The following is a 19,872-nucleotide window of genomic DNA, read 5'->3' as shown; positions in this document are numbered from 1 at the left end:
AAAACCTCTCGAAGTGTGACAGCGGCAGAAGAACGACCGGCCGGACGGCGCCCCCGACGCATCCCCTACCGGCTCATCCTGGGCCTGATCCCGCTCGCCTTCGTGGCCTGCCTCGGGGTGCGGCACCACGACGTGCTCGCCGAGGGCTTCCACCATCTGGCGACCGCCAAGTGGCCCTGGCTGCTGGCCGCGGGCGGCGCCACCTGCCTGACCTGGGTCGCCATGGCGGTGACGCGGCAGGGCGCGGTCGTCGAGCGGCTGCCGGGCTTCCGGCTGCTCGCCACCCAGGTCGCGGCGATGGCCGCCAACCACATGCTGCCGACCGGGCTGGGATCCAGCGCGGTCAACCTGCGGTTCATGACGGTGTGCGGGCTGCCGCTGGCGCGCTCGTCGGCGGCGGTGGCGCTCTATCTGCTCGCCGAGAGCATCGCCCGGGTCGGCATGCTGGCCGTCCTGCTGATCGTCTTCCCCGGCGCGCTGCGGCTCGGCACGCTGCTGCCGGGGAACGCGGCAGGCCCGCTGCTGTTCGTGCTGGGCGCGGTCGCGCTGGCGGCGGTGGCGGTGGTGCTGGTCGTACGGCGGCTGCGCTCGGCCGTGTCCTCCTTCGTGCGCACGGCGCTGGGCGAGGCCCGCTCGGTCCACACCCGTCCGTCGCGGGCGCTGGCCCTGTGGGGCGGTTCGCTGGCGTTCCCCGCGTTGCAGGCGGCCGGGCTGGTCGCGGTGGGGCTGGCGCTGGGGCTGGAGATACCGCTGTGGCACATCGTCCTCGCGTATCTGGCCGCGACGGTGGCCGTCGCCGTGGTGCCGACACCGGGCGGGCTCGGCTCGGTCGAGGCGGCGCTGATCGTCGCGCTGGTCGCGGCGGGCAGCCCGGCCGCGGTGGCCACGGCGGTGGTTCTGGCCTACCGCGTCATCACGCTGTGGCTGCCGCTGCTGCCGGGGGCGCTGACACTGGGAGCGCTGGTCCGGCTGAAGGTGATCTGACGCCGGCCCGGACCAGTAGCGTGCTGCCCTTCGGCGAACGTGGAACCGAACGAAGGCCGAGCGAAGACCGAGCGAAGAACGAACGAAGGGGGCACCACCATGGCGGTCCGTGTCGAGCGTCAGCGGCACGTCACCACGGTCATCCTCTCCCGCCCCGAGGCCCGCAACGCGGTGGACGGCCCGACGGCGGCCGAACTCGCCTCCGCGTTCCGTGAGTTCGAGGCGGACGACGAGGCGCGGGTGGCGGTGCTGTGGGGTGAGGGCGGCACCTTCTGCGCGGGGGCGGACCTCAAGGCGATCGGCACCGAGCGCGGCAACAGGGTCGCCGAGGACGGTGACGGGCCCATGGGGCCGACCCGGATGCGCTTGACCAAGCCGGTCGTCGCGGCCGTCGCGGGGCACGCGGTCGCGGGCGGCCTGGAGTTGGCGCTCTGGTGCGATCTGCGGGTGGCCGAGGAGGACGCGGTCTTCGGGGTCTTCTGCCGCCGCTGGGGTGTCCCGCTGATCGACGGCGGCACGGTACGGCTGCCGCGGCTGATCGGTACCGGTCGCGCCCTGGACATGATCCTCACGGGGCGGCCGGTGTCGGCCCGCGAGGCGCTGGAAATGGGGCTCGCCAGCCGTGTCGTCCCGACCGGCCGGGCCCGTGCCGAGGCCGAGGAACTGGCCGCCGCGATCGCCCGCTTCCCGCAGGCTTGCCTGCGGGCCGACCGCGCCTCCGTCGCGGAGCAGGAGGGCCTCGACGAAACGGCGGCGATGCGCGGGGAGCTCCGGCACGGCATGGGCGTGCTGGCGGCGAGTCTGGAGGGCGCCGCCCGCTTCGCCGCGGGAGCCGGACGGCACGGCTCATTCACGGACGGCTGAGGACGAGCCCCGCGCACCCCCGCCGAGCCGACCCGGCACTCCCCGCTCCCCCTCCACGCGGGAACACCCCACTCGTTCAGCGGCGACGCCGGCCGACGCCCGCGCGTACCCGCGCCGAGCCGGCCCCGGCACCACACGCTCCACGCACACCGTCCTGTCTCTGCCTGTCGCGGTCCTCGCCGGTGACGGTGGACACGATGCACCACGCCTCCGTCACCCTGGTCGTCGTACTCGTCCTCGCCACCGCGTGGTGGTGCCCCGCCCGCCGTTCGTACGGAACGCCCACGACCGCCGCGTACGGCTCGGACCGTCAACAGGCCGGAACGGCACAGGAAATCGTCTGCTCCAGGCGGTCCGGCCACCGCTCCAGGTGCGAACTGGTGTGCTGGATACGGCAGGATGAGCCATCGCGCCGCCCCGTCATCAGGGGCCGGCGCGCTCGCACATCCCGTCTTCGAGCAGGTGACAACTTGACGCGACTTCACATCCGGTATGCCGCAGAGTGTTTCCCCGGAGGTGACCGATGACCCGCGCGCTGACCCTGGACGATCTGATACTCGCCGGGATCGCCCTCGCGGCCGGTCTGCTGGCGGCGTTCCTGCTGCGCACGCTGCTGCGCTGGCTGGGCAAGCACGCCCTGCGGACCCGCTGGGGCGGCGACGACGTGATCGTGAACGCCTTGCGGACCGTGGTGCCGTGGGGGGCCGTCGTGGGCGGCGCGGCGGCCGCCGGAGGGTTGCTGCCGTTGACCCGCACGGTCCAGCACCACGTCAACCAGTCCCTGACGGTGCTGTTCATCCTCGTCGTGTCGGCGGCCTCGGCAAGCGCGGTCGCCGCCCTGGTGCGTACGGTCGCGCAGTCCCGGTCCGGGGTCGCGGCCTCGGCGTCGATCTTCGTGAACATCACCCGGGTCGCGGTGTTCGCGATCGGCTTCCTGGTGATGCTCCAGACGCTGGGCATCTCCATAGCCCCGATGCTCACCGCCCTCGGCGTCGGCGGTCTGGCCGTCGCCCTGGCTCTGCAGGACACCCTGGCGCACCTCTTCGCGGGCCTCCACATCCTCGCCTCCAAAACCGTCCAGCCCGGCGACTACATCCGGCTGAGCAGCGGCGAGGAGGGCTACGTCACGGACATCAACTGGCGCCAGACCACCATCCGCAACCTCAACAACAACCTGGTCATCATCCCCAACGGGCAGCTCGCGGGGACGAACATGACCAACTACAACCGCCCCGAGGAGCAGCTGACGATCCTGCTCCAGGCGGGTGTGGCGTACGACAGCGACCTGGAGCAGGTCGAGCGGGTGACGATGGAGGTCATCGCCGAGGTGATGACGGAGATCGACGGCGCCGTCCCGGACCACGAGCCGGCGGTCCGCTTCCACACCTTCGGCGACTCCCGGATCGGGTTCACGATCATCCTGGGTGTCGGCGAGTTCAGCGACCAGTACCGGATCAAGCACGAGTTCATCAAGCGGCTGCACCAGCGGTACCGGGCCGAGGGCATCCGCATCCCGGTCCCGGCGCGCAGGGTGTTCCTGGAGCCGGGCACGGGATCGATTCCGCAGCAGCGGGGCGCCGACGAGACGGACGACCTGGCGGCCTTCCGCCTGGACTGAGCGACCGTGGGTCCGAGGGTGGCCGGGCGTGCTCGTCACGCCCGGTGATCCGCCGCTCACCGCGGGCCGGGTCCGCCGTGAGCTGCGGTGTCCGCTCACCCGGGCCGCGGGGCGCGGCCGGATGCCCGGAATCACTCGGACCCCTGTCGAGCGGTGCCCCGGCACGAGATATCTTGATGTCGAGCAATGTTGCAGACGTGGAGCGGAGCACCCGGTGACTGACTCGACCATCATCTATACGCACACTGACGAGGCCCCCGCCCTGGCGACGTATTCGTTCCTGCCGGTGGTCCGGGCGTACGCCTCGCAGGCGGGTGTCGCCGTGGAGACGCGGGACATCTCGCTGGCGGGCCGCATCATCGCGGTGTTCCCGGAGTACCTCACCGAGGACCAGCGCATCCCGGACGCCCTGTCCGAGCTGGGCGAGCTGGCCAAGACGCCCGCGGCCAACATCATCAAGCTGCCGAACATCTCGGCGTCCATCCCGCAGCTGAAGGCCGCGGTCGCCGAGCTCCAGGGCCAGGGCTACGCGCTTCCGGACTACCCGGACGACCCGAAGTCCGACGAGGAGCGCGAGATCCGCGCCCGCTACGACAAGGTCAAGGGTTCCGCGGTGAACCCGGTCCTGCGTGAGGGCAACTCGGACCGCCGCGCCCCCGCCTCGGTCAAGAACTACGCCAAGACCCACCCGCACCGCATGGGTGCCTGGACCGGCGAGTCCAAGACGAACGTGGCGACCATGGGCGTGGACGACTTCCGCTCCACCGAGAAGTCCGTCGTCATCCCCGAGGACGGCACCCTGCGGATCGAACTCAAGGGCGACGACGGCTCCACCACCGTCCTGCGCGAGTCCGTACCGGTCCTCGCCGGCGAGGTCGTCGACGCCTCCGTGATGCGCGTCGGCGCGCTGCGCGAGTTCCTGACCGCGCAGGTCGCCCGGGCCAAGGCGGAGGGTGTGCTGTTCTCCGTGCACCTCAAGGCCACGATGATGAAGGTCTCCGACCCGATCATCTTCGGGCACGTGGTGCGCGCCTTCTTCCCGAAGACGTTCGCCCAGTACGGCGACAAGCTCGCCGCGGCCGGCCTCACCCCGAACGACGGCCTCGGCGGTATCTACAAGGGCCTGGAGGCCCTGCCCGAGGGCGCCGAGATCAAGGCGTCCTTCGACGCCGAGCTCGCCGAGGGCCCGGCGCTGGCGATGGTCGACTCCGACAAGGGCATCACCAACCTGCACGTGCCGTCCGACGTCATCGTCGACGCGTCCATGCCGGCCATGATCCGCACCTCCGGCCACATGTGGGGCCCGGACGGCCAGGAGGCCGACACCCTGGCGGTGCTCCCGGACTCCTCGTACTCCGGTGTCTACCAGGCCGTGCTCGACGACTGCCGCGCCCACGGCGCCTACGACCCCTCGACGATGGGCTCCGTCCCGAACGTCGGCCTCATGGCGCAGAAGGCCGAGGAGTACGGCAGCCACGACAAGACCTTCGAGATCCCCGTCACGGGCACGGTCCGCCTGGTCGACGCGAACGGCGACGCGGTCATCGAGCAGACGGTCTCCGCCGGTGACATCTTCCGCGCCTGCCAGACCAAGGACGCCCCGATCAAGGACTGGGTGAAGCTGGCCGTCACCCGCGCCCGCGCCACCGGCGACCCGGCGGTGTTCTGGCTGGACGCCACCCGCGCCCACGACGCCAACCTCATCGAGAAGGTCGACGCCTACCTGGCCGAGCACGACACCGCGGGCCTGGACATCCGCGTCCTGGCCCCCGTCGAGGCCACCAAGCTGTCGGTGGAGCGCATCCGCCGCGGCGAGAACACCATCTCGGTCACCGGCAACGTGCTGCGCGACTACCTGACCGACCTGTTCCCGATCCTGGAGCTGGGCACCAGCGCCAAGATGCTGTCGGTCGTCCCGCTGATGGCGGGCGGCGGCCTGTTCGAGACGGGCGCCGGCGGCTCCGCCCCGAAGCACGTCCAGCAGCTGGTCAAGGAGAACTACCTGCGCTGGGACTCGCTCGGCGAGTTCTTCGCGCTGGTCCCGTCCCTTGAGCAGTACGCGAAGGTCACCGGCAACGCCCGCGCCCAGGTCCTCGCGGACACCCTGGACCGCGCCACGGCGACCTTCCTCAACGAGGACAAGTCCCCGACCCGTCGCGTCGGCGGCATCGACAACCGCGGCAGCCACTTCTTCCTGTCCTTCTACTGGGCGCAGGAGCTGGCCAAGCAGACCGACGACGCCGAGCTGGCGAAGGCCTTCGCGCCGCTTGCCGAGACGCTCGCCGCGAACGAGCAGAAGATCGTCGACGAGCTGATCGCCGCGCAGGGCGAGCCCGCCGAGATCGGCGGCTACTACCAGCCCGACCCGGCCAAGGCCGCGACGGTCATGCGGCCGTCGGCCACCTGGAACGAGGTGCTCGGCTCCCTGAGCTGACGCCCCGGCCCGCAGGGCCACCGTCTCCGTCTCCGCCCCGACCGGCGCACCGTCCGGCCGGGGCGGAGCCGTGTGCGGGGGCGATGTGGCACCTTGATCATGCACTGCCCCGCCGACCTCCGGGAGCCGCCCGTGACCAGCCCCACGCCGTCGTCCTACGAGCTGCTGCCCGGGGCCGGTGACTCGCCCGTGATCCTGCACGTGCCGCACTCCGCGCGGGAGATACCCCCCGACGTACGCCAGAGGATCGTGCTGGGAGACGAGGCGCTGGAGCGGGAGCTGGACCACATCACGGACGCGCACACCGCGCGGATCGCCCGGGAGGCGGCCGAGGCGGCCCAGGTGGCGCCCTGGCGGTTCGTCAACCGGCTGTCGCGGCTGGTCGTGGACCCGGAGCGTTTTCCGGACGAGCGGGAGGAGATGCTCGCCGTCGGGATGGGTGCCGTCTACACGAGGACCACGCACGGTGAGGCACTACGGGACGCGGGATGCGATCCCGGGCCGCTCGTCGAGCGGTACTTCCGGCCCTACGCGCGGGCGATGACGGACGCCGTCGCCGGACGGCTGGCGGCGGCCGGACGGGCCGTGATCATCGACGTGCACTCGTACCCGAGCCGCCGGCTGCCCTACGAGCTGCACGGGCGGGGACCGCGGCCGGCCGTCTGTCTCGGCACCGACTCGTTCCACACCCCGCCCGCGCTGCTCGCGGCGGCCCGGGAGGCGTTCTCGGAGGTCGGCGAGGTCGGCCTGGACAGCCCGTTCAGCGGGACGTACGTGCCCCTGGAGTTCTACGGGACCGAGCCCCGGGTGTCCGCTCTGATGGTGGAGATCCGCCGGGACGCCTACATGACCGAGCCCGGCGGACCGGCCGGCCCCGGGCTGCCCCGGCTCGCCTCGGCACTGGCGCGACTGGTGGACGCCCTGTCCCGCTGAAGCGGACGCTCCACCCATCGAGACCGGCCTGCCCCCCCCTGACGCGGACGCCGCCCACCGAGACCGGCCTGCCCCGCCGGCAGGGACGCCTGTCCCACCGATACCGGCCTGTCCCGCCGAGACCGGCCCCTCCGGCCCGCAGCGCCCCCCCCTCCCACCGACACACGCCGCCTGCCGCCTGCCGCCTGCCGCCTGCCGCCTGCCGCGGGCAGCATCCCTCCCGCAGGCGCAGGCACGGCGACGGGCCCCTCCCGCCGAGCACCCGATGGAGTGCCCCCGCGCGACAGCGGGCGGCCCGGCGGTGACGGTGGGGGCATGACGGAGGAGATCACCACGCCGACCGGACGGCGACGGCCCCCGGTCCGGGAGTGGCCGGCGCTCGAACTGGACGGCCTCCGGTTCGACCCGGTCCTGGAGGACCTCATGGCCGAGGGCCCCCTGAACCGCGTCCGGCTGCCGTACGGGGAGGGCTGGGCCTGGCTCGCCACCCGCCACGAGGACGTGCGGGCGATCACCGGCGACGCGCGGTTCAGCCGCGCCGCGCTGCCCGGTCGCGAGGTGACGCGGATGGCCCCGCACTTCGCGCCACGGCCCGGCTCGCTGGCCTTCGCCGACCAGCCCGACCACAACAGGCTGCGCGGGGCGGTCGCGAGCGCCTTCACCGTCGGCGCGATGCGGCGGCTGCGCCCGCGTGCGCGGGAGATCCTGGACGCGCTGCTGGACGACGTCCTGCGCGAGGGGCCGCCGGCGGATCTGGTAGGGCGCGTGCTCGAACCGTTCCCGGTCGCCGTGACCAGCGAGGTCATGGGCGTGCCCCACGAGGACCGCGCGCGGGTGCACGACTGGACCCGGCAGATCATCTCCACCTCGGGCGGCGCCAAAGCCGCGCAGCGGGCCAAGCAGGGGCTCTACGGCTGGATCACCGAGGCCGTCCGCACCCGCGGCGACAGCGGCGGGCAGGACGTGTACTCCCTGCTCGCCGCCGCCGTGGCCCGCGGGGAGGTCGGGGCGGCGGAGGCGGTCGGCCTCGCCGGGCCGCTCCAGATCGGCGGCGAGGCCGTCACCCACAACTGCGGTCAGATCCTGTACGTGCTGCTCACCCGGCCCGAGCTGATGCGGCGGATGCGGGACCGCCCGGAGGACCGTGGTCCGCTCCTGGAGGAGCTGCTGCGCTACGTGCCGCACCGCAGCTCGGTCGGGCTGGCCCGGATCGCGCTGGAGGACGTCGAGGTGCGCGGCACCCTCATCCGGGCGGGCGAGGCGGTCTACGTCTCCTACCTGGCCGCCAACCGGGACCCGGACGTCTTCCCCGATCCGCACCGCGTCGACCCCGGACGCGAGCCCAACCCGCATCTGTCCTTCGGCAACGGGCCGCACCACTGCACCGGAGCCGTCCTCGCCCGGACACTGACCGAACTGCTCGTCACCACCCTGCTGGAACGGCTTCCCGGGCTGCGGCTCGCCGTCCCCGCGCCGGACGTCCGCTGGCGACGAAGCACCATGATCCGGGGCCCGGTGAACCTGCCCTGCGCCTGGTGAGGGGCAGGGCAGGTTCGCCCGGATCGGTCCCTAGGCCCGCAGCCACTCCGTGACCACGACCTCGCCGCCCGCCCGCAGCCGGAGCGCGAAGGGGCCGGAGGGCGCCACGTCACCGGTGAAGCGGCCCATGGCGTCGGCGGTGAGGGTGTCCGGCGCGGTCGGCTGCGGCCCGCCGAGCACCTCGATGCGGGCGGGCTGGGGCGGCAGCAGCTGCCCCATCAGCCCCTCGGCGGTCACCTCGACGTCGACGGTCAGTTCACCGCTGCGGAAGGTCAGCATCCGCGGCGCGTCCGTCACCCCCCGCACGGGGATGGCGTCGACCAGCGAGTCGAAGGTCAGTTCCGCCAGCCGCGCGTCCATGTCGTGCAGCGCGAAGGCCTCGACGGCGATCCGGCGCAGCTCGGCAGGCACCGGGTCCAGGACGGCGGCGGCACCCCGGAGCTCCTCCTCCAGCGGGCCGCAGTCGAACTCGTCGTCATACACGACGTCTTCGTCGTCGAAGCCCTTGTCGTCGGTGGCGTTCACGATGCTCCCCGTGCGTCGAGTCGGGCCCGCAGCCGGCGCAGGCAGCGCTGGCGCAGCGGCCCGATGCTGCCGACGGCGATCCCGAGGGCGGCGGACACCTCCTGGTAGCTGGGCGGCGGCGAGGCCATCAGCACCCGCAGCAACTGCCTGCAGCGCTCCCCCAGTTCCTCGAACTCCTGCCACAGCCGCCGGACGCGCTCGCTCTGGGCGGCCGCCTCCTCCGAGTCGATCACCGTCTGTTCGGGTGTGCGGTCCTCGCTGACCCGGTCCAGCAGCTGCGGATCGTCGGTCGGTGTCGTCCGGCGCAGGCTCTTGAGCACTTTCAGGCTCTCGTGCCGCGCGGTGCTCGCGAGCCAGGCCCCCGCCTTCTGCGGTTCCCGGATCCGGCCCAGGTGCTGGGCGAAGCGGAACCAGACGGTCTGGTAGACCTCGTGGGCGTCGGCGTCGGAGAGCCGATGGGCGCGCACCACCGACCACACCAGCGGGCTGAGCCCTTCCACCAGCGCTTTCCAGGCCGCCGCGTCACCGTCGACGGCGGACTGGACGAGCGCGCCGACATCTGCACGGTCCACGGCCCCACCCCTCGTGTACGGCAAGACATCGTACGCCGTGGCGGGGACCGTCAGCGCACTCATGCTCCAGGACCGGCGGTCCCGACCGGCCCCGGGCGCCAGGTCGGCGGGAGCAGCGCCGGCGCGACGGCACCGCGCACTTCCGCGAACTCGGTGTTGGCCGCGAGCAGTTGCTGCCGGGCGGCACGCGGGTCGGTCGCCTTGTGGGCGACCATGTGCGAGGCGATCAGGCCGGCCACCACGGGGGTGGCGAAGGAGGTACCGCTCCAGGTCGCGAGCCCCTCGAACATCACCCGGTCCGGCTCGCCCGGGTCGTCCTGACCGGCGCTGAGCACCCCGGTGTGACGGGGGGACTGACAGGTGCAGGCGTAGCCGAAGCCGTAGCGGCAGGAGTCGTACGTGGAGTGCTGGTAGATGTAGGGGACGGGCTCGGTGAAGCCCGTGAGGGCGCTGGTGAGGCGCTCGCCGGGGGCGTAGACCTTCACCCAGCCGCCGTGGTTGCTGAAGCAGGCGCCGAACTCGCCGTCGCCGCGCAGCGCTCCGACGGACAGCACGGAACTCGCGTACTCCGGCAGATCGGCGTACGCGGCGGGCCAGAACGGGGTGGCGCTGCCGTTGTTGCCGGCGGCGGCGACGAGCAGGGTCCGCTGCGCGCGCAGTTCCTCCATGAATGCCTGCACGCCGAGCAGTCCGTCGGAACGGCCGTTGGAGGTGCCGGCGGAGAGGCTGATGATGTCGGGCCAGCCGCCCGCGTCGACGGCCTCGAAGAGCTTGTCGCCGAACTCGGACTCCAGGATGGCGCCCGCGTCGTTCAGGCTGCCCCGCACGGTGAGTTCGGTGTTGGGCGCGACGGCGGCGACGAGTCCGCCGATGAACGTGCCGTGCCCGGCGTACTGCTGGAGGACACCGTCCTGGTCGCACTCCTGGATCTGCAGGTCGCCCTGGGCGCGCGCCAGCAACGGGTAGGAGCGGTGGTCCCGCATCAGACCGGTGTCGATCACCAGCACGCCGACGGCGGTGTCCGGGTCGTAGAGACCCTCCGCGGGCGCCGGGTTGGGCTGCTCGGTGGGCTGGGCGGGCACGGGCTCGTCGCCCGGGCAGGCGTTGACCGCGATGTGCACCACGTGGTTGCGGCTGACCAGCCTGCGGCCGGCGCGTCCCTCCGCGGTGCGCAGGGCGCGCAGGGCGCTCGCGACGTCACGGTCGCCGCGGCGGTCGCCCTGCCCGGGGTCGCCGACCTGGATGCGGGTGATGCCGGAGCGGTTCGTCTCGGGGCCCGCCCGGCGGACGCTCTCCCCGACGAGGCCGGTGGTCTCGGTGAAGTGGGCGCGCACGGCGTCCTCGACCATGCGGGCCTCCTCGCCGTCGCGGGCGAGCACGACCCCCTTCTCGTACAGGAACTCGGCGGAGTCGTCCGGTCCCATCGCCAGGGGGACGTCCGGCATCGAGCGCTGGATCTGGTCGAACTGCTCGCGGAATCGCTGTGGTGCCATGGCGGGTCCTCCTACTGGTGCTGTGCGTCGACAACTAGAGCAGACGGGCGACTGATTGATACAGAGACAAACCTGTGTGGCACGGTTCCGGGGCCACTACCATCCGAGGGGTGACAGCGGGAAGCGACACGGTCCTCGAACTGCTGCCGATGGTGTTCGCCGCTCCGAACGACGCGCTGGCCGGCGCGGAACGGGTGCTCGGCGCCGATCCGCCGCCGTTGCACGCCTCGGTCGCCCATCAGGTGATCGGCATCTGGCAGCGGGACTTCGGCGATCTGAGGATCGCCCTGGACCATCTGCGCCGCGCCCGCGATCTGGCGGCGCGCGCCGAGTCGGCGGAGCGGGAGGCGGACGTCCTCGGCACGCTCGGCGTGGCGTTGGTGCACGCGGGCCGCACACGGCAGGGGCTCGCCGCGTTCGAGCGGGGCGTGCTGCGCGGCACCGGGCACACGCGCGCGCGGGTGCTGTACCGACGGGCCTACGTGTGGTGGGTGCTCGGCCATCACCGGGAGGCGCTGGAGGACGTACGCCGGGCGATTCCCGTGCTGCGGCAGGCGGACGACGTGATCTGGACGGCGCGGGCGCTGACCCTGCGGGCGACCGTGCACCTGGCGCTGGGCTCGGTGGAACGCGCCGACGCCGACTTCACGGCCGCCGAGCGGCTGTGGGACACCACCGGCCAGGAGCACGACAAGGCCGACGCGGTGGAGAGCCGGGGCCTGGCCGCGTTCCGGTCGGGTGACATCCCCGCGGCGCTGCGGCTGCTGGACGAGGCGCAGGAGCGGTACGCCAAGCTCGGCACGCCCTCCTTCATGCTCGACATCCGGCGCTGCGAGGTGCTGATGGCGGCCGGCCTGGCCAAGGAGGCGCTGGCCGAGGCGGACGCGGCGACCGGCGTGCTGGACGGCATCGGCGGCCAGTCGACCCGCAAGGCGGAGCTGCTGCTCGTCGCCGCCCGCGCGGCCCGTCTCGCCGGAGATCCGCACACGGCGATCGCCCGAGCGGCGCTCGCCGTGCGGCTGTTCGCGGCACAGCGGCGCACCTGGTGGGAGACGCACGCCCGGCTGGTGCTCATCGAGGCCCGGGTGGCAGCCGGGCGCCGTTCGGGCCGGCTGGTCGCGGACGCCGCGGCGGTGGCCGACCGGCTGGCCGCGTTCGGGGCGCCCGCCGCGCCGGAGGCGTCGCTGCTCGCGGGCCGGATCGCCCTGGCCCTGGGCTGGCGCACGGACGCGGAACGGCATCTCGCGGTCGCCGCCCGCAGCAGGCACTCGGGACCGTCGCCCGCGCGGATGACGGGCTGGGCGGCGCAGGCCCTGCGCGCGCATGCCGCCGGTTCGAGCCGCGGGGTGCTGGAGGCCTGCCGCCGGGGTCTCGACGTACTGGACGACCATCGGATGACGCTCGGCGCCTCGGAGTTGCGGGCACGCGCCACCGAACAGGGCGCGGAACTGGCCGCGCTGGCGCAGCAGGCGAGCCTCGCCGCCGGGGGCCCGCGGCGGTTGCTGATGTGGAGCGAGCGGTGGCGGGCGACGGTGCTGTCCGCGCCGCCCACCCGGCCGCCGGCCGATCCGGCGCTGGTGCGTTCGCTGACCGCGTTCCGGGAGATCGCGGCACGCGCGGAGGCCGCCCGGATGGAGGGCCGTCCGGTGCCCGCGCTGGAGCGGGAGCAGCGGCGCCTGGAGCGGGAGGTCCGCTCGCGGACCCTGCACATCCGGGGCGGCTCGCCCGGCGACGGGGACCGTTTCGACGTGGGCGGGCTGCTGGCGCGGCTGGGCGGCACGCGACTGGTGGAACTCGCCGTGCTCGACGGGCGCGTGCACGTGCTGCTGTGCGCTCAGGGGCGGGTGCGACGGTACGAGGCGGGGCGGATCACGGAGGCGGAGGCCGAGGCCGAGTACGTGCAGGCCGGGCTGCGGCGGCTCGCGCATCCGGGCGCGGAGGGGCGGCTGCCGGTGGTGGAGGCGGCGGGGCGGCGGCTGGAGGAGCTGCTGCTCGGGCCGGCCGCGGCGCATCTGGGGCCGGGCCCGGTGGTGGTGGTGCCGCCGGCCCGGCTGCACCGGGTGCCGTGGGCGCTGCTGCCGTCGCTGCGGGAACGGGTGCTCAGCGTGTCGCCGTCGGCGGTCAGCTGGCTGCGGGCCCGGGAGACCGAACCGCCGCCGGGCGGACGGCACGTGCTGGTGCGAGGGCCGGGGCTGGCGACGGGGGGCGCGGAGGTGCCCGAGGTAGCCGACCGGTACGGCAGGCCGACGGTCCTGGAGCACGACGAGGCCCGCGTCCCCAGGGTGCTGGAGGAGCTGGACGGAGCCGCACTCGCCCACATCGCCGCGCACGGCACGTTCCGGGCGGACAGCCCGCTGTTCTCCGCTCTGCGGATGGCCGACGGGCCGCTCATCGTGCACGACTTCGAACGTCTGGACCGCAGCCCGTACCGCATCATCCTCTCCAGCTGCGACACCGCCCGCCTCGCGTCCGTCGGCGCGGACGAGCTGCTCGGCCTGGTCACCGCGCTGCTCCCGCTGGGCACGGCGGGCGTCGTCGCCAGCAGCGCGCCCGTCAACGACGCCGCGGTCGTCCCCCTGATGCTCGCCCTCCACAAGGGCCTGGCCACCGGCCTCTCCCTGGCCGAGGCCCTCCGCGACGCCCGCGCCGCGGTTCCGGGGGACGCGGTCCACCAGGCGACCGGGTGGGCGTTCACGGCGTTCGGGGCGGCCTGAGGATCCGCGCGGTCACGCAGGTCGAGGCCGCCGCGCGCGGTCACGCGGGCCGCGCGTCCGGCAGTTCCAGCAGCCAGGGCAGGGCAGCCCGGTCGCCGGTGCCGAGGCGGGTGTAGGCGCTGTAGAGGTGGTTGCCGACCGTGCGGACGGAGAGGGTGAGCTGCTCGGCGATCTGGCGGTTGCTGAGGCCGGCCGCGGCGAGCGTGACGATCTGGCGCTGGCGGGCGGTGAGTTCACCGAGCGCGAGGCCGGACAGGGCCGGGGTGCGGGCGCCCTGGCAGCGCCGGGCCAGGGCGACGGCGCGGGTGCGGGACGTGCGGGCGGCGCGCGGGTCGCGGTGCGCCCGTACGGCCTGGGCGTGCGCCTCGGCGGCGAACAGCAGGTACCCCCGTTCCTCCAGCCGTGCGGCCGCCCGGTCCAGGGCGGGCCCGTCGCCCCGGGCGAGCGCGTCGGCGTGCTCGGCGAACACCCCTCGCAGTCGGCCGGCGGCGTGCTCGGGCGCACCGAGGCGTACGGCGTCGTAGGCGCTCTCCGCGTCGGCTGCCGCGAGCGCCCGGTCCAGGTCGCCGCGGGCCGCCGCCGTCCAGACGGCCACGGCGCCGCTCGCCTCGGCCTGCCGGACGGCGCCCACCTCGCCCGACTGGGCGGTGGCGAGGGCGAGTTCCGCGCGGCACAGCGCGTCCCCGGGCGCGCCGCGCAGCCCTTCCCTGGCCCACGCCCCGGCCTCCCGCAGCTCCCCGCGCAGCCGCGCGAGCCGCGCCCGGACGGCGGCGTACCCGGCCGGCACCGAAGCGCCCTCGGCCACGATCCACTCCCCCACGGGCGCGGCGGGCGGCCGTACGTCGGTCTGCTCCAGGTGCCGCAGCAGCGCGGCCCGTTCGGCGGCGAGGGCGGCGTCGCACCGGTCCGGGGTGCCCGCCAGGCGCCGGGTGCGCAGTCGGCCCGCGGTGGCGCGCAGGGTCGGGCCGACGAGGGGGTGGGCCAGTCGGACGGCGCCGTCGTCGTCGACGTGCACCAGGGCGTCGTGTTCGAGCCGTTCGAGGATGCCGAGGTCGAGGGCGTCCATGGGCAGCGGGAGGGGCTCGGCGAAGGCGAGGCGGTCCAGGGTCTCCCGCTCGTCGGGGGCCGTGCGGTGGAGGGCGAGGGCGATCCGGTGGAGGACGGCCGCGGTGACCGGCACCGGCCCGCGCCACTCCCTCTCGTCCGTGCCCTCGACCCGGGTGAACCGACCGCTGTCGCGCAGCGCGCCGACCAAGTCGCGCAGGAGGCTCAGGTCGCCCTGGCACAGGTGGTGCAGGCGGTTCGCGGTGAGAGGCTCCAGCGAGGCTCCGGCGCCCGCGGTGAGCAGCTGGGGCGTGTCCTGGGCGGGCAGCGGCTCCAGGGCGAGCCGGGGCAGCAGTTCACCCGTCCACAGACGGGAGATCGCCGGGGGCACGGGCGCGCCGTCGGCGACCACGACCAGCAGGCGGGTGCGGCCGTGCACGGCGAGCTGGTGGACCAGGGCGGCGGAGGCGTCGTCGAGCAGGTGCGCGTCGTCCACCAGCAACAGCCGTGTGCCGGAGAGCAGTTGGACCGCACGGTGCAGAGTGACCCGCTCGGGCAGCAGAGCGGCGAACGCGGCGAAGGGGATCTCCCTGGTCTCGGGCGTCCCGGCGGCCCTGGCGGGGTCGGCGCCCCGGACGGCCTCGGTGGCCAGGCGGGTCTTGCCGCACCCGGCGGGCCCGCTCACCACGATGCCGGGCCGGCCGGCGGTCAACGAGCGGCGCACGAGTGCGAGTTCGCCCTGCCGCCCGGTGAAGGGCCAGGGAAGTTCCAGGGTCTTCGCGTCCTGCTCGTAAGGCGTCACGTCAACATGAGTGGCACTACTCAGTCCTGATACAGGGCGACTTGAGTAGCCCCCGACTCAGGCGCCCCGGACGCGTCCGACGGCAGGCTGTGCGCATGCCCGGACGCTACTGCTCCCTCATGCAGGCGTCGGCCCCCGTCTTCGCACCGGGGCTGACCGCCGAGCGGCTCGGTGCGCTCGCGAGCGGACGCCGGATGTGGGTCAACGGCACGGTGCTGCACTACTGCTTCTTCACCGGCGACGCCGACGGGTCCGTGATCCCCGTGCCGGGGACCGCGGAGACGCGGCGGGTGTCGTGGGGCGGTGCCAAGGAGCAGCAGGACGTCGTCCGCGAGTGCCTCGCGCAGTGGCAGGGGCTGGGCATCGGCATCGCCTTCGCCGAGGTCGACGACCGGACGGAGGCCGAACTGCGGATCGGCTTCCAGCCGGGCGACGGCTCGTGGTCGACCGTGGGCAGGGACGCGCTCCGCGCCGGCCGTGGCGAACGCACGATGAACTTCGGCTGGGACCTGACCGAGCCCGGGGAACGCGCCACGGCGCTGCACGAGATCGGGCACGCGCTCGGGATGCTGCACGAGCACCAGAGCCCGTTCGCCGGCATCCACTGGGACGACGAGGCCGTCTACGACGAGTTGGCGGGCCCGCCCAACTTCTGGAACCGCGACAGGACGTTCTCCAACATCCTGCGCAAGCTCGATCCGGACGAGGTCAACGGCTCCGTCTGGGACCCGCACTCGATCATGGAGTATCCGTTCTCGTCGGGGCTGATCCTGGAGCCCGAGCAGTTCCGCGCGGGACTGAACCCGCCCGGCACGCTCTCCGCCCTCGACAAGGAGTTCGTGCTCCGCTGGTACCCGCCGGCCGGCGCCGCGCCGCCGCCCGCGCTGGTGCCGTTCCGTTCGGCGCCGCTCGGTCTGGGTCAGGGCGAGCAGGCCGACTTCGCCGTCGAGCCGCCCGAGACCCGCACGTACACCGTGGGCACGTTCGGCGACAGCGACACTGTCGTCGTGGTGTTCGAGGAGCGGGACGGCGAGCCCCGCTATCTGGCCGGACAGGACGACGGGGGCACCCCCGGAAACGCCGCTGTCCGGGCCCGGCTCGTCAAGGGCCGCCGCTACTTCGTCCGTGTGCGTCTGTACTCCTCCTGGGGTGCGGGCGAGACAGCGGTCATGTGCTGGTGACCGCCGGTCCCCACACGGACGCCTGGACCACAGTCCGGCGTCGGGGGAGCGGTCGGGGTCCGTCGCCTTCGGGGGAGGGAGACGGGCCCCGACCACGCCACACCCCGCGCCGGCCCGCTCGTCGCCGGCCGGCCGGCGCCGCCGGGGCCTCGGCGCCCGCGGGAGGGGTACTCCAGAAGGACACAGTCCCGTACCCGAGGAGACCCCATGCGTGCGCCCCGGCAGACCCCGAGCCGGTACACCCGCGCGGACACCGCCCTGCTGCTCGCCGGGGGCTACGCCACGCTCGTCGTCGGCGTCGCCGCCTGGCTGGGCTCGCTCGTCGCCGCGGGCGACCCCGGCACGGGCGGGATCTGGCTCATCGCCCTGACGCTGCCCGTGTCGATCCCCCTGCTGGCGATACCCGCCTCACCGGAGGCGTCGCTCGCGCTGCTCACCGCCGGAGGACTCGCCCAGGCGTGGGTGTTGTGGCGGCTGCTGCGCGGCAGGCGCCAGGCGTGAAATACGGAGGGCCTCCGCCGGCTCCCACCGGCGAAGGCCCTCTTCGCACCGTCGGGACGACAGGATTTGAACCTGCGACCCCTTGACCCCCAGTCAAGTGCGCTACCAAGCTGCGCCACGTCCCGGTGCGTCGGCACCCGGAGATCCGGGTGAACACGCAGACAAACCCTACCCCATACGGCGCGTGGGCTCGTTCACGCGCGGGGTGCCGTTCCCCCGCCGGAGCGGCGGCGTCAGGGTCACCGCTCTCCGCTGTCCGGCTGCTCGGCGCCCGTGTAGAACGCGGTGGTCCGGTCCGCCGCCTCGCGTGCCGCCCGCTCGGCCTCGCCGGACGCCACGCTCGCGGCGTACCAACCGTCGCTGCTGAGGGTGACGAAGCGGATGCCCTCCTGCGACAGCGACCACGCCTCGGCCTGCGCGGGGTCGAGGGCGGGCGCGCCGGACAGATGGCGGGCCAGGCCCATGACGGCGAGGTCCCAGCCGACACCGACCGCTCCCGGCCCGAACTGCGCCCACCGCTCGTCGTCGACATGGGCGATGTGCTCCAGCTCGAAGCGGGTGCGCTCGTCGCCCTCGGGCGTCAGGCGCAGCTCGATCCAGCTGGTCTCGCCGCCGTATTCCCAGGTCGCGAAGAAGCCCTTGGGTGGGTCGCAGCGCTCGACGGTGCCGGAGGCGTTGCCCTGTACCTGGTAGCGCCCGCCGAGCCGGAGCTCGCCGGTGACCGGCGCGAACCAGCGGGGCAGGCGCTCGGCGTCGGTGCAGGCGTCCCAGACGTCGTCGAGCGGGGCGTCGTAGGTCTGACTCACCGTGACGACGCGGGCCTCGCCGGCCTTGAAGACACGCTTGCCGACGCGACGGCCGACGGCGTCGATCTGATGGGTGACGTCGATCATGTGGTGCTCCTCGGGGGGTCTTCGGCGCCGCTCAGCCGGCGCTCTCTTCTGCCGCGCGCCAGTTCGGTGGCCAGCGCGTCAAGGCGGGGGGTCCAGAAGCGGCGGAACCGGTCGAGCCAGACGTCGACGTCCCGCAGCGGTTCGGAGTTCACCGCGTACAGGCGCCGGGTGCCCTCGGGGCGGACCGTCGCGAAGCCGTTCTCCCGCAGCACCTTGAGGTGCTGCGAGACCCCGGGCTGCGATATCCCGAACTCCGCCCGGACGACCTCGCTGACCGCACCGGACGTCATCTCGCCGTCGGCCAGCAACTCCAGGATGCGGCGCCGGACGGGGTCGCCGAGCACATCGAAAGCGTGCATGGACCGAATCTATCAGCATTCACTTATATAAGCGAGAGATGATACTAAGGGAGCCGAGCAGGTCTCCGCGGCGATCACGCCCGGTAGAGCTGGGTGGTCCTCGGTCAGGGCCTGGGCGTGGCGGAGTGGTCGGGGATCGCCGCGGTCGTGGCGGCGAACGCGCTCAGCATGTGCGTACGGCGGTGAGGGCGGCGGCCGGACCCGCGCCCCCGGTACCGCGCGAGGCGCACGCGACCGGCCCGCGGCGGGACCGCGCGAGGTGCGCGCGGCGGGACGGCGGATCGGGGGCGGCCCGGCCTCGCCGTGACGGCCGGCGGGGGATCCCGGCTCAGCCGCCCACCGCGCCCGTCGTGCCGCGCACCTCCAGCGTCGGCACCGCGAGCTGGAGCCGGCCCTCTCCCCCGGGTGCCTCCAGCCGGTCGAGCAGACGGCGGGCGGCGCGGCGGCCGACCTCGTGGCCGGCGTTGTCGACGGTGGTCAGCCACAGATGGCGCAGCCGGGAGACGCCGGTGTTGTCGTAGCCGGTCACCGAGAGGTCCCCCGGCACGCTCAGGCCCATGTCCCCGGCCGCTGAGAGGGCGCCGACGGCGGCGGTGTCATTGACCGCGAGGACGGCGGTGGGCCGCCCGGGGCGGGCGAGCAGCCGGACGGCGGCGCGGTGACCGCCCTCCTCGGTCTGGTCGCAGGGCTCGACCACGGCGTCACCGGCCAGGCCGTGCGCCCGCATCGTCGCCTCGAAGCTCCGCCGTCGCAGCTCTCCGACCGCGCCGTATCCCGCGAGGTGCGCGATCCGCCGGTGCCCGAGGCCGATGAGGTGCTCGGTGACCAGGCGCGTGCCCTGTTCGTCGTCGCCGGCGACGACGTCGACGCCGGGCGGCACCGGATCGCGGGCGCCCGCGACGACGACCGGCATCCGGGCGGCGACCGTGTCGAGCGCGGCCGGTTCGGGCAGCGTGCCGACGACGACCAGGCCGTCGGTCCCGAGGTCCAGGAAGGGGCCGGTGAGGTCGTGGCCGGTACGGCGGTTGAGGCGGGCGTCGGCGAGGAGCATGTGCATGCCCGCCGTGTGCAGCAGCGAGTCGAGGCCGTCGAGCAGGTCGACGAACCAGGGGTTGCGCAGGTCGTTCAGGAGGACGCCCACGGTGCGGGTACGCCGCTCGCTGAGGCTGCGGGCGGCGGCGTTCGGGCGGTAACCCAGCTCGCGTACGGCCCGCAGCACCGCTTCGCGCTTGTCCGGGCGGACCTGGCCGGAGCCGCGCAGCACCAGGGAGACCAGCGACTTGGAGACCCCGGCGTGCTCCGCCACGTCGCGGATGGTCGGCGGTCTTCGCATGCCTTGGACCGTTCCACTCGTCGGGCCGGGTTGTCAAAGGGGCAATGGGGCGAGAGCGGGGGCGGGAGCAGGGTTGACAGTGG

At 73.9% G+C, this 19,872-nt stretch carries 16 protein-coding genes, 1 tRNA gene and 1 pseudogene; 10 read left to right on the top strand and 8 right to left on the bottom strand.

Annotated elements, in window-relative coordinates:
- The first annotated feature begins 15 nt into the window (after nt 1-15).
- The 7 genes and pseudogenes from ACWCPM_RS29420 (at nt 16) to ACWCPM_RS29390 (ending at nt 8,372) form a co-directional block, all read left to right on the top strand.
- Nucleotides 16-984, top strand: coding sequence for a lysylphosphatidylglycerol synthase transmembrane domain-containing protein (locus ACWCPM_RS29420; protein ID WP_450979291.1), 969 nt, complete (start codon nt 16-18; stop codon nt 982-984).
- 99 nt (nt 985-1,083) lie between these two features.
- Nucleotides 1,084-1,848 carry a crotonase/enoyl-CoA hydratase family protein gene (locus ACWCPM_RS29415; RefSeq protein WP_450979290.1) on the top strand — a complete coding sequence of 255 codons (765 nt, stop codon included), beginning with the start codon at nt 1,084-1,086 and terminating at the stop codon, nt 1,846-1,848.
- A 161-nt stretch (nt 1,849-2,009) separates the two neighbouring features.
- Nucleotides 2,010-2,189: pseudogene (locus tag ACWCPM_RS29410) on the top strand (amino acid permease); the annotation flags it as partial.
- A gap of 182 nt (nt 2,190-2,371) precedes the next feature.
- Nucleotides 2,372-3,466: a mechanosensitive ion channel family protein gene (locus tag ACWCPM_RS29405; RefSeq protein WP_450979289.1), complete on the top strand. Its 1,095-nt coding sequence runs from the start codon at nt 2,372-2,374 to the stop codon at nt 3,464-3,466.
- 214 nt (nt 3,467-3,680) lie between these two features.
- Nucleotides 3,681-5,900, top strand: a complete 2,220-nt coding sequence (locus ACWCPM_RS29400) for an NADP-dependent isocitrate dehydrogenase (protein WP_450979288.1) — start codon at nt 3,681-3,683, stop codon at nt 5,898-5,900.
- A 99-nt stretch (nt 5,901-5,999) separates the two neighbouring features.
- Nucleotides 6,000-6,833, top strand: a complete 834-nt coding sequence (locus ACWCPM_RS29395) for an N-formylglutamate amidohydrolase (RefSeq protein WP_450979300.1) — start codon at nt 6,000-6,002, stop codon at nt 6,831-6,833.
- 315 nt (nt 6,834-7,148) lie between these two features.
- Nucleotides 7,149-8,372: a cytochrome P450 gene (locus ACWCPM_RS29390; RefSeq protein ID WP_450979287.1), complete on the top strand. Its 1,224-nt coding sequence runs from the start codon at nt 7,149-7,151 to the stop codon at nt 8,370-8,372.
- A gap of 30 nt (nt 8,373-8,402) precedes the next feature.
- Here the strand turns inward: ACWCPM_RS29390 and ACWCPM_RS29385 are convergent, their stop codons facing one another.
- From ACWCPM_RS29385 to ACWCPM_RS29375, 3 genes are read right to left on the bottom strand one after another with little or no spacing between them, the layout of a single operon-like run.
- Nucleotides 8,403-8,897, bottom strand: a complete 495-nt coding sequence (locus ACWCPM_RS29385) for a hypothetical protein (protein WP_450979286.1) — start codon at nt 8,895-8,897, stop codon at nt 8,403-8,405.
- Nucleotides 8,894-9,469: an RNA polymerase sigma factor gene (locus tag ACWCPM_RS29380; RefSeq protein WP_450979285.1), complete on the bottom strand. Its 576-nt coding sequence runs from the start codon at nt 9,467-9,469 to the stop codon at nt 8,894-8,896. The genes ACWCPM_RS29385 and ACWCPM_RS29380 overlap by 4 nt, the downstream gene beginning before the upstream one ends.
- Before the next feature lie 59 nt (nt 9,470-9,528).
- Nucleotides 9,529-10,962 carry a S8/S53 family peptidase gene (locus ACWCPM_RS29375; protein WP_450979284.1) on the bottom strand — a complete coding sequence of 478 codons (1,434 nt, stop codon included), beginning with the start codon at nt 10,960-10,962 and terminating at the stop codon, nt 9,529-9,531.
- Between the two features lie 110 nt (nt 10,963-11,072).
- On the opposite strand from ACWCPM_RS29375, the gene ACWCPM_RS29370 reads away from it, so the two are divergent.
- Nucleotides 11,073-13,676, top strand: a complete 2,604-nt coding sequence (locus tag ACWCPM_RS29370; RefSeq protein WP_450979283.1) for a CHAT domain-containing protein — start codon at nt 11,073-11,075, stop codon at nt 13,674-13,676.
- A gap of 40 nt (nt 13,677-13,716) precedes the next feature.
- Here ACWCPM_RS29370 and ACWCPM_RS29365 read toward each other — a convergent pair whose 3' ends face one another.
- The gene (locus tag ACWCPM_RS29365) at nt 13,717-15,522 is read right to left on the bottom strand and encodes a LuxR family transcriptional regulator AbsR2 (RefSeq protein WP_450979282.1); all 1,806 of its coding nucleotides are present in this window, start codon (nt 15,520-15,522) and stop codon (nt 13,717-13,719) included.
- A gap of 95 nt (nt 15,523-15,617) precedes the next feature.
- On the opposite strand from ACWCPM_RS29365, the gene absR1 reads away from it, so the two are divergent.
- Both absR1 and ACWCPM_RS29355 read left to right on the top strand, forming a co-directional pair.
- Nucleotides 15,618-16,703 (top strand): beta-glucuronidase AbsR1, encoded by a 1,086-nt coding sequence (gene absR1 / locus ACWCPM_RS29360; RefSeq protein WP_450979281.1) that lies wholly within the window; start codon nt 15,618-15,620, stop codon nt 16,701-16,703.
- A 207-nt stretch (nt 16,704-16,910) separates the two neighbouring features.
- Nucleotides 16,911-17,204: an SCO4225 family membrane protein gene (locus ACWCPM_RS29355; protein ID WP_450979280.1), complete on the top strand. Its 294-nt coding sequence runs from the start codon at nt 16,911-16,913 to the stop codon at nt 17,202-17,204.
- 51 nt (nt 17,205-17,255) lie between these two features.
- On the opposite strand, the gene ACWCPM_RS29350 is transcribed toward ACWCPM_RS29355, so the two are convergent.
- The 4 genes from ACWCPM_RS29350 to ACWCPM_RS29335 all read right to left on the bottom strand — a co-directional run bounded on the left by ACWCPM_RS29350 (nt 17,256) and on the right by ACWCPM_RS29335 (nt 19,789).
- Nucleotides 17,256-17,329, bottom strand: a tRNA-Pro gene (locus ACWCPM_RS29350).
- Nucleotides 17,330-17,443: 114 nt separating this feature from the next.
- Entirely contained in the window at nt 17,444-18,097 is a 654-nt protein-coding gene (locus ACWCPM_RS29345) for an SRPBCC family protein (protein WP_450979279.1), read from the bottom strand.
- Complete coding sequence (locus ACWCPM_RS29340) at nt 18,094-18,456, bottom strand: ArsR/SmtB family transcription factor (protein WP_450979278.1); 363 nt, start codon at nt 18,454-18,456, stop codon at nt 18,094-18,096. Before ACWCPM_RS29340 ends, ACWCPM_RS29345 begins: the two co-directional genes overlap by 4 nt.
- A 328-nt stretch (nt 18,457-18,784) precedes the next feature.
- Nucleotides 18,785-19,789 carry a LacI family DNA-binding transcriptional regulator gene (locus ACWCPM_RS29335; RefSeq protein WP_450979277.1) on the bottom strand — a complete coding sequence of 335 codons (1,005 nt, stop codon included), beginning with the start codon at nt 19,787-19,789 and terminating at the stop codon, nt 18,785-18,787.
- Nucleotides 19,790-19,872 lie beyond the last annotated feature (83 nt).

The sequence above is a fragment of the Streptomyces sp. NPDC002309 genome, from assembly GCF_053593375.1.
Note: the sequence above shows the minus strand (reverse complement) of the source record. Positions and strands in the feature narration are given on the sequence as shown.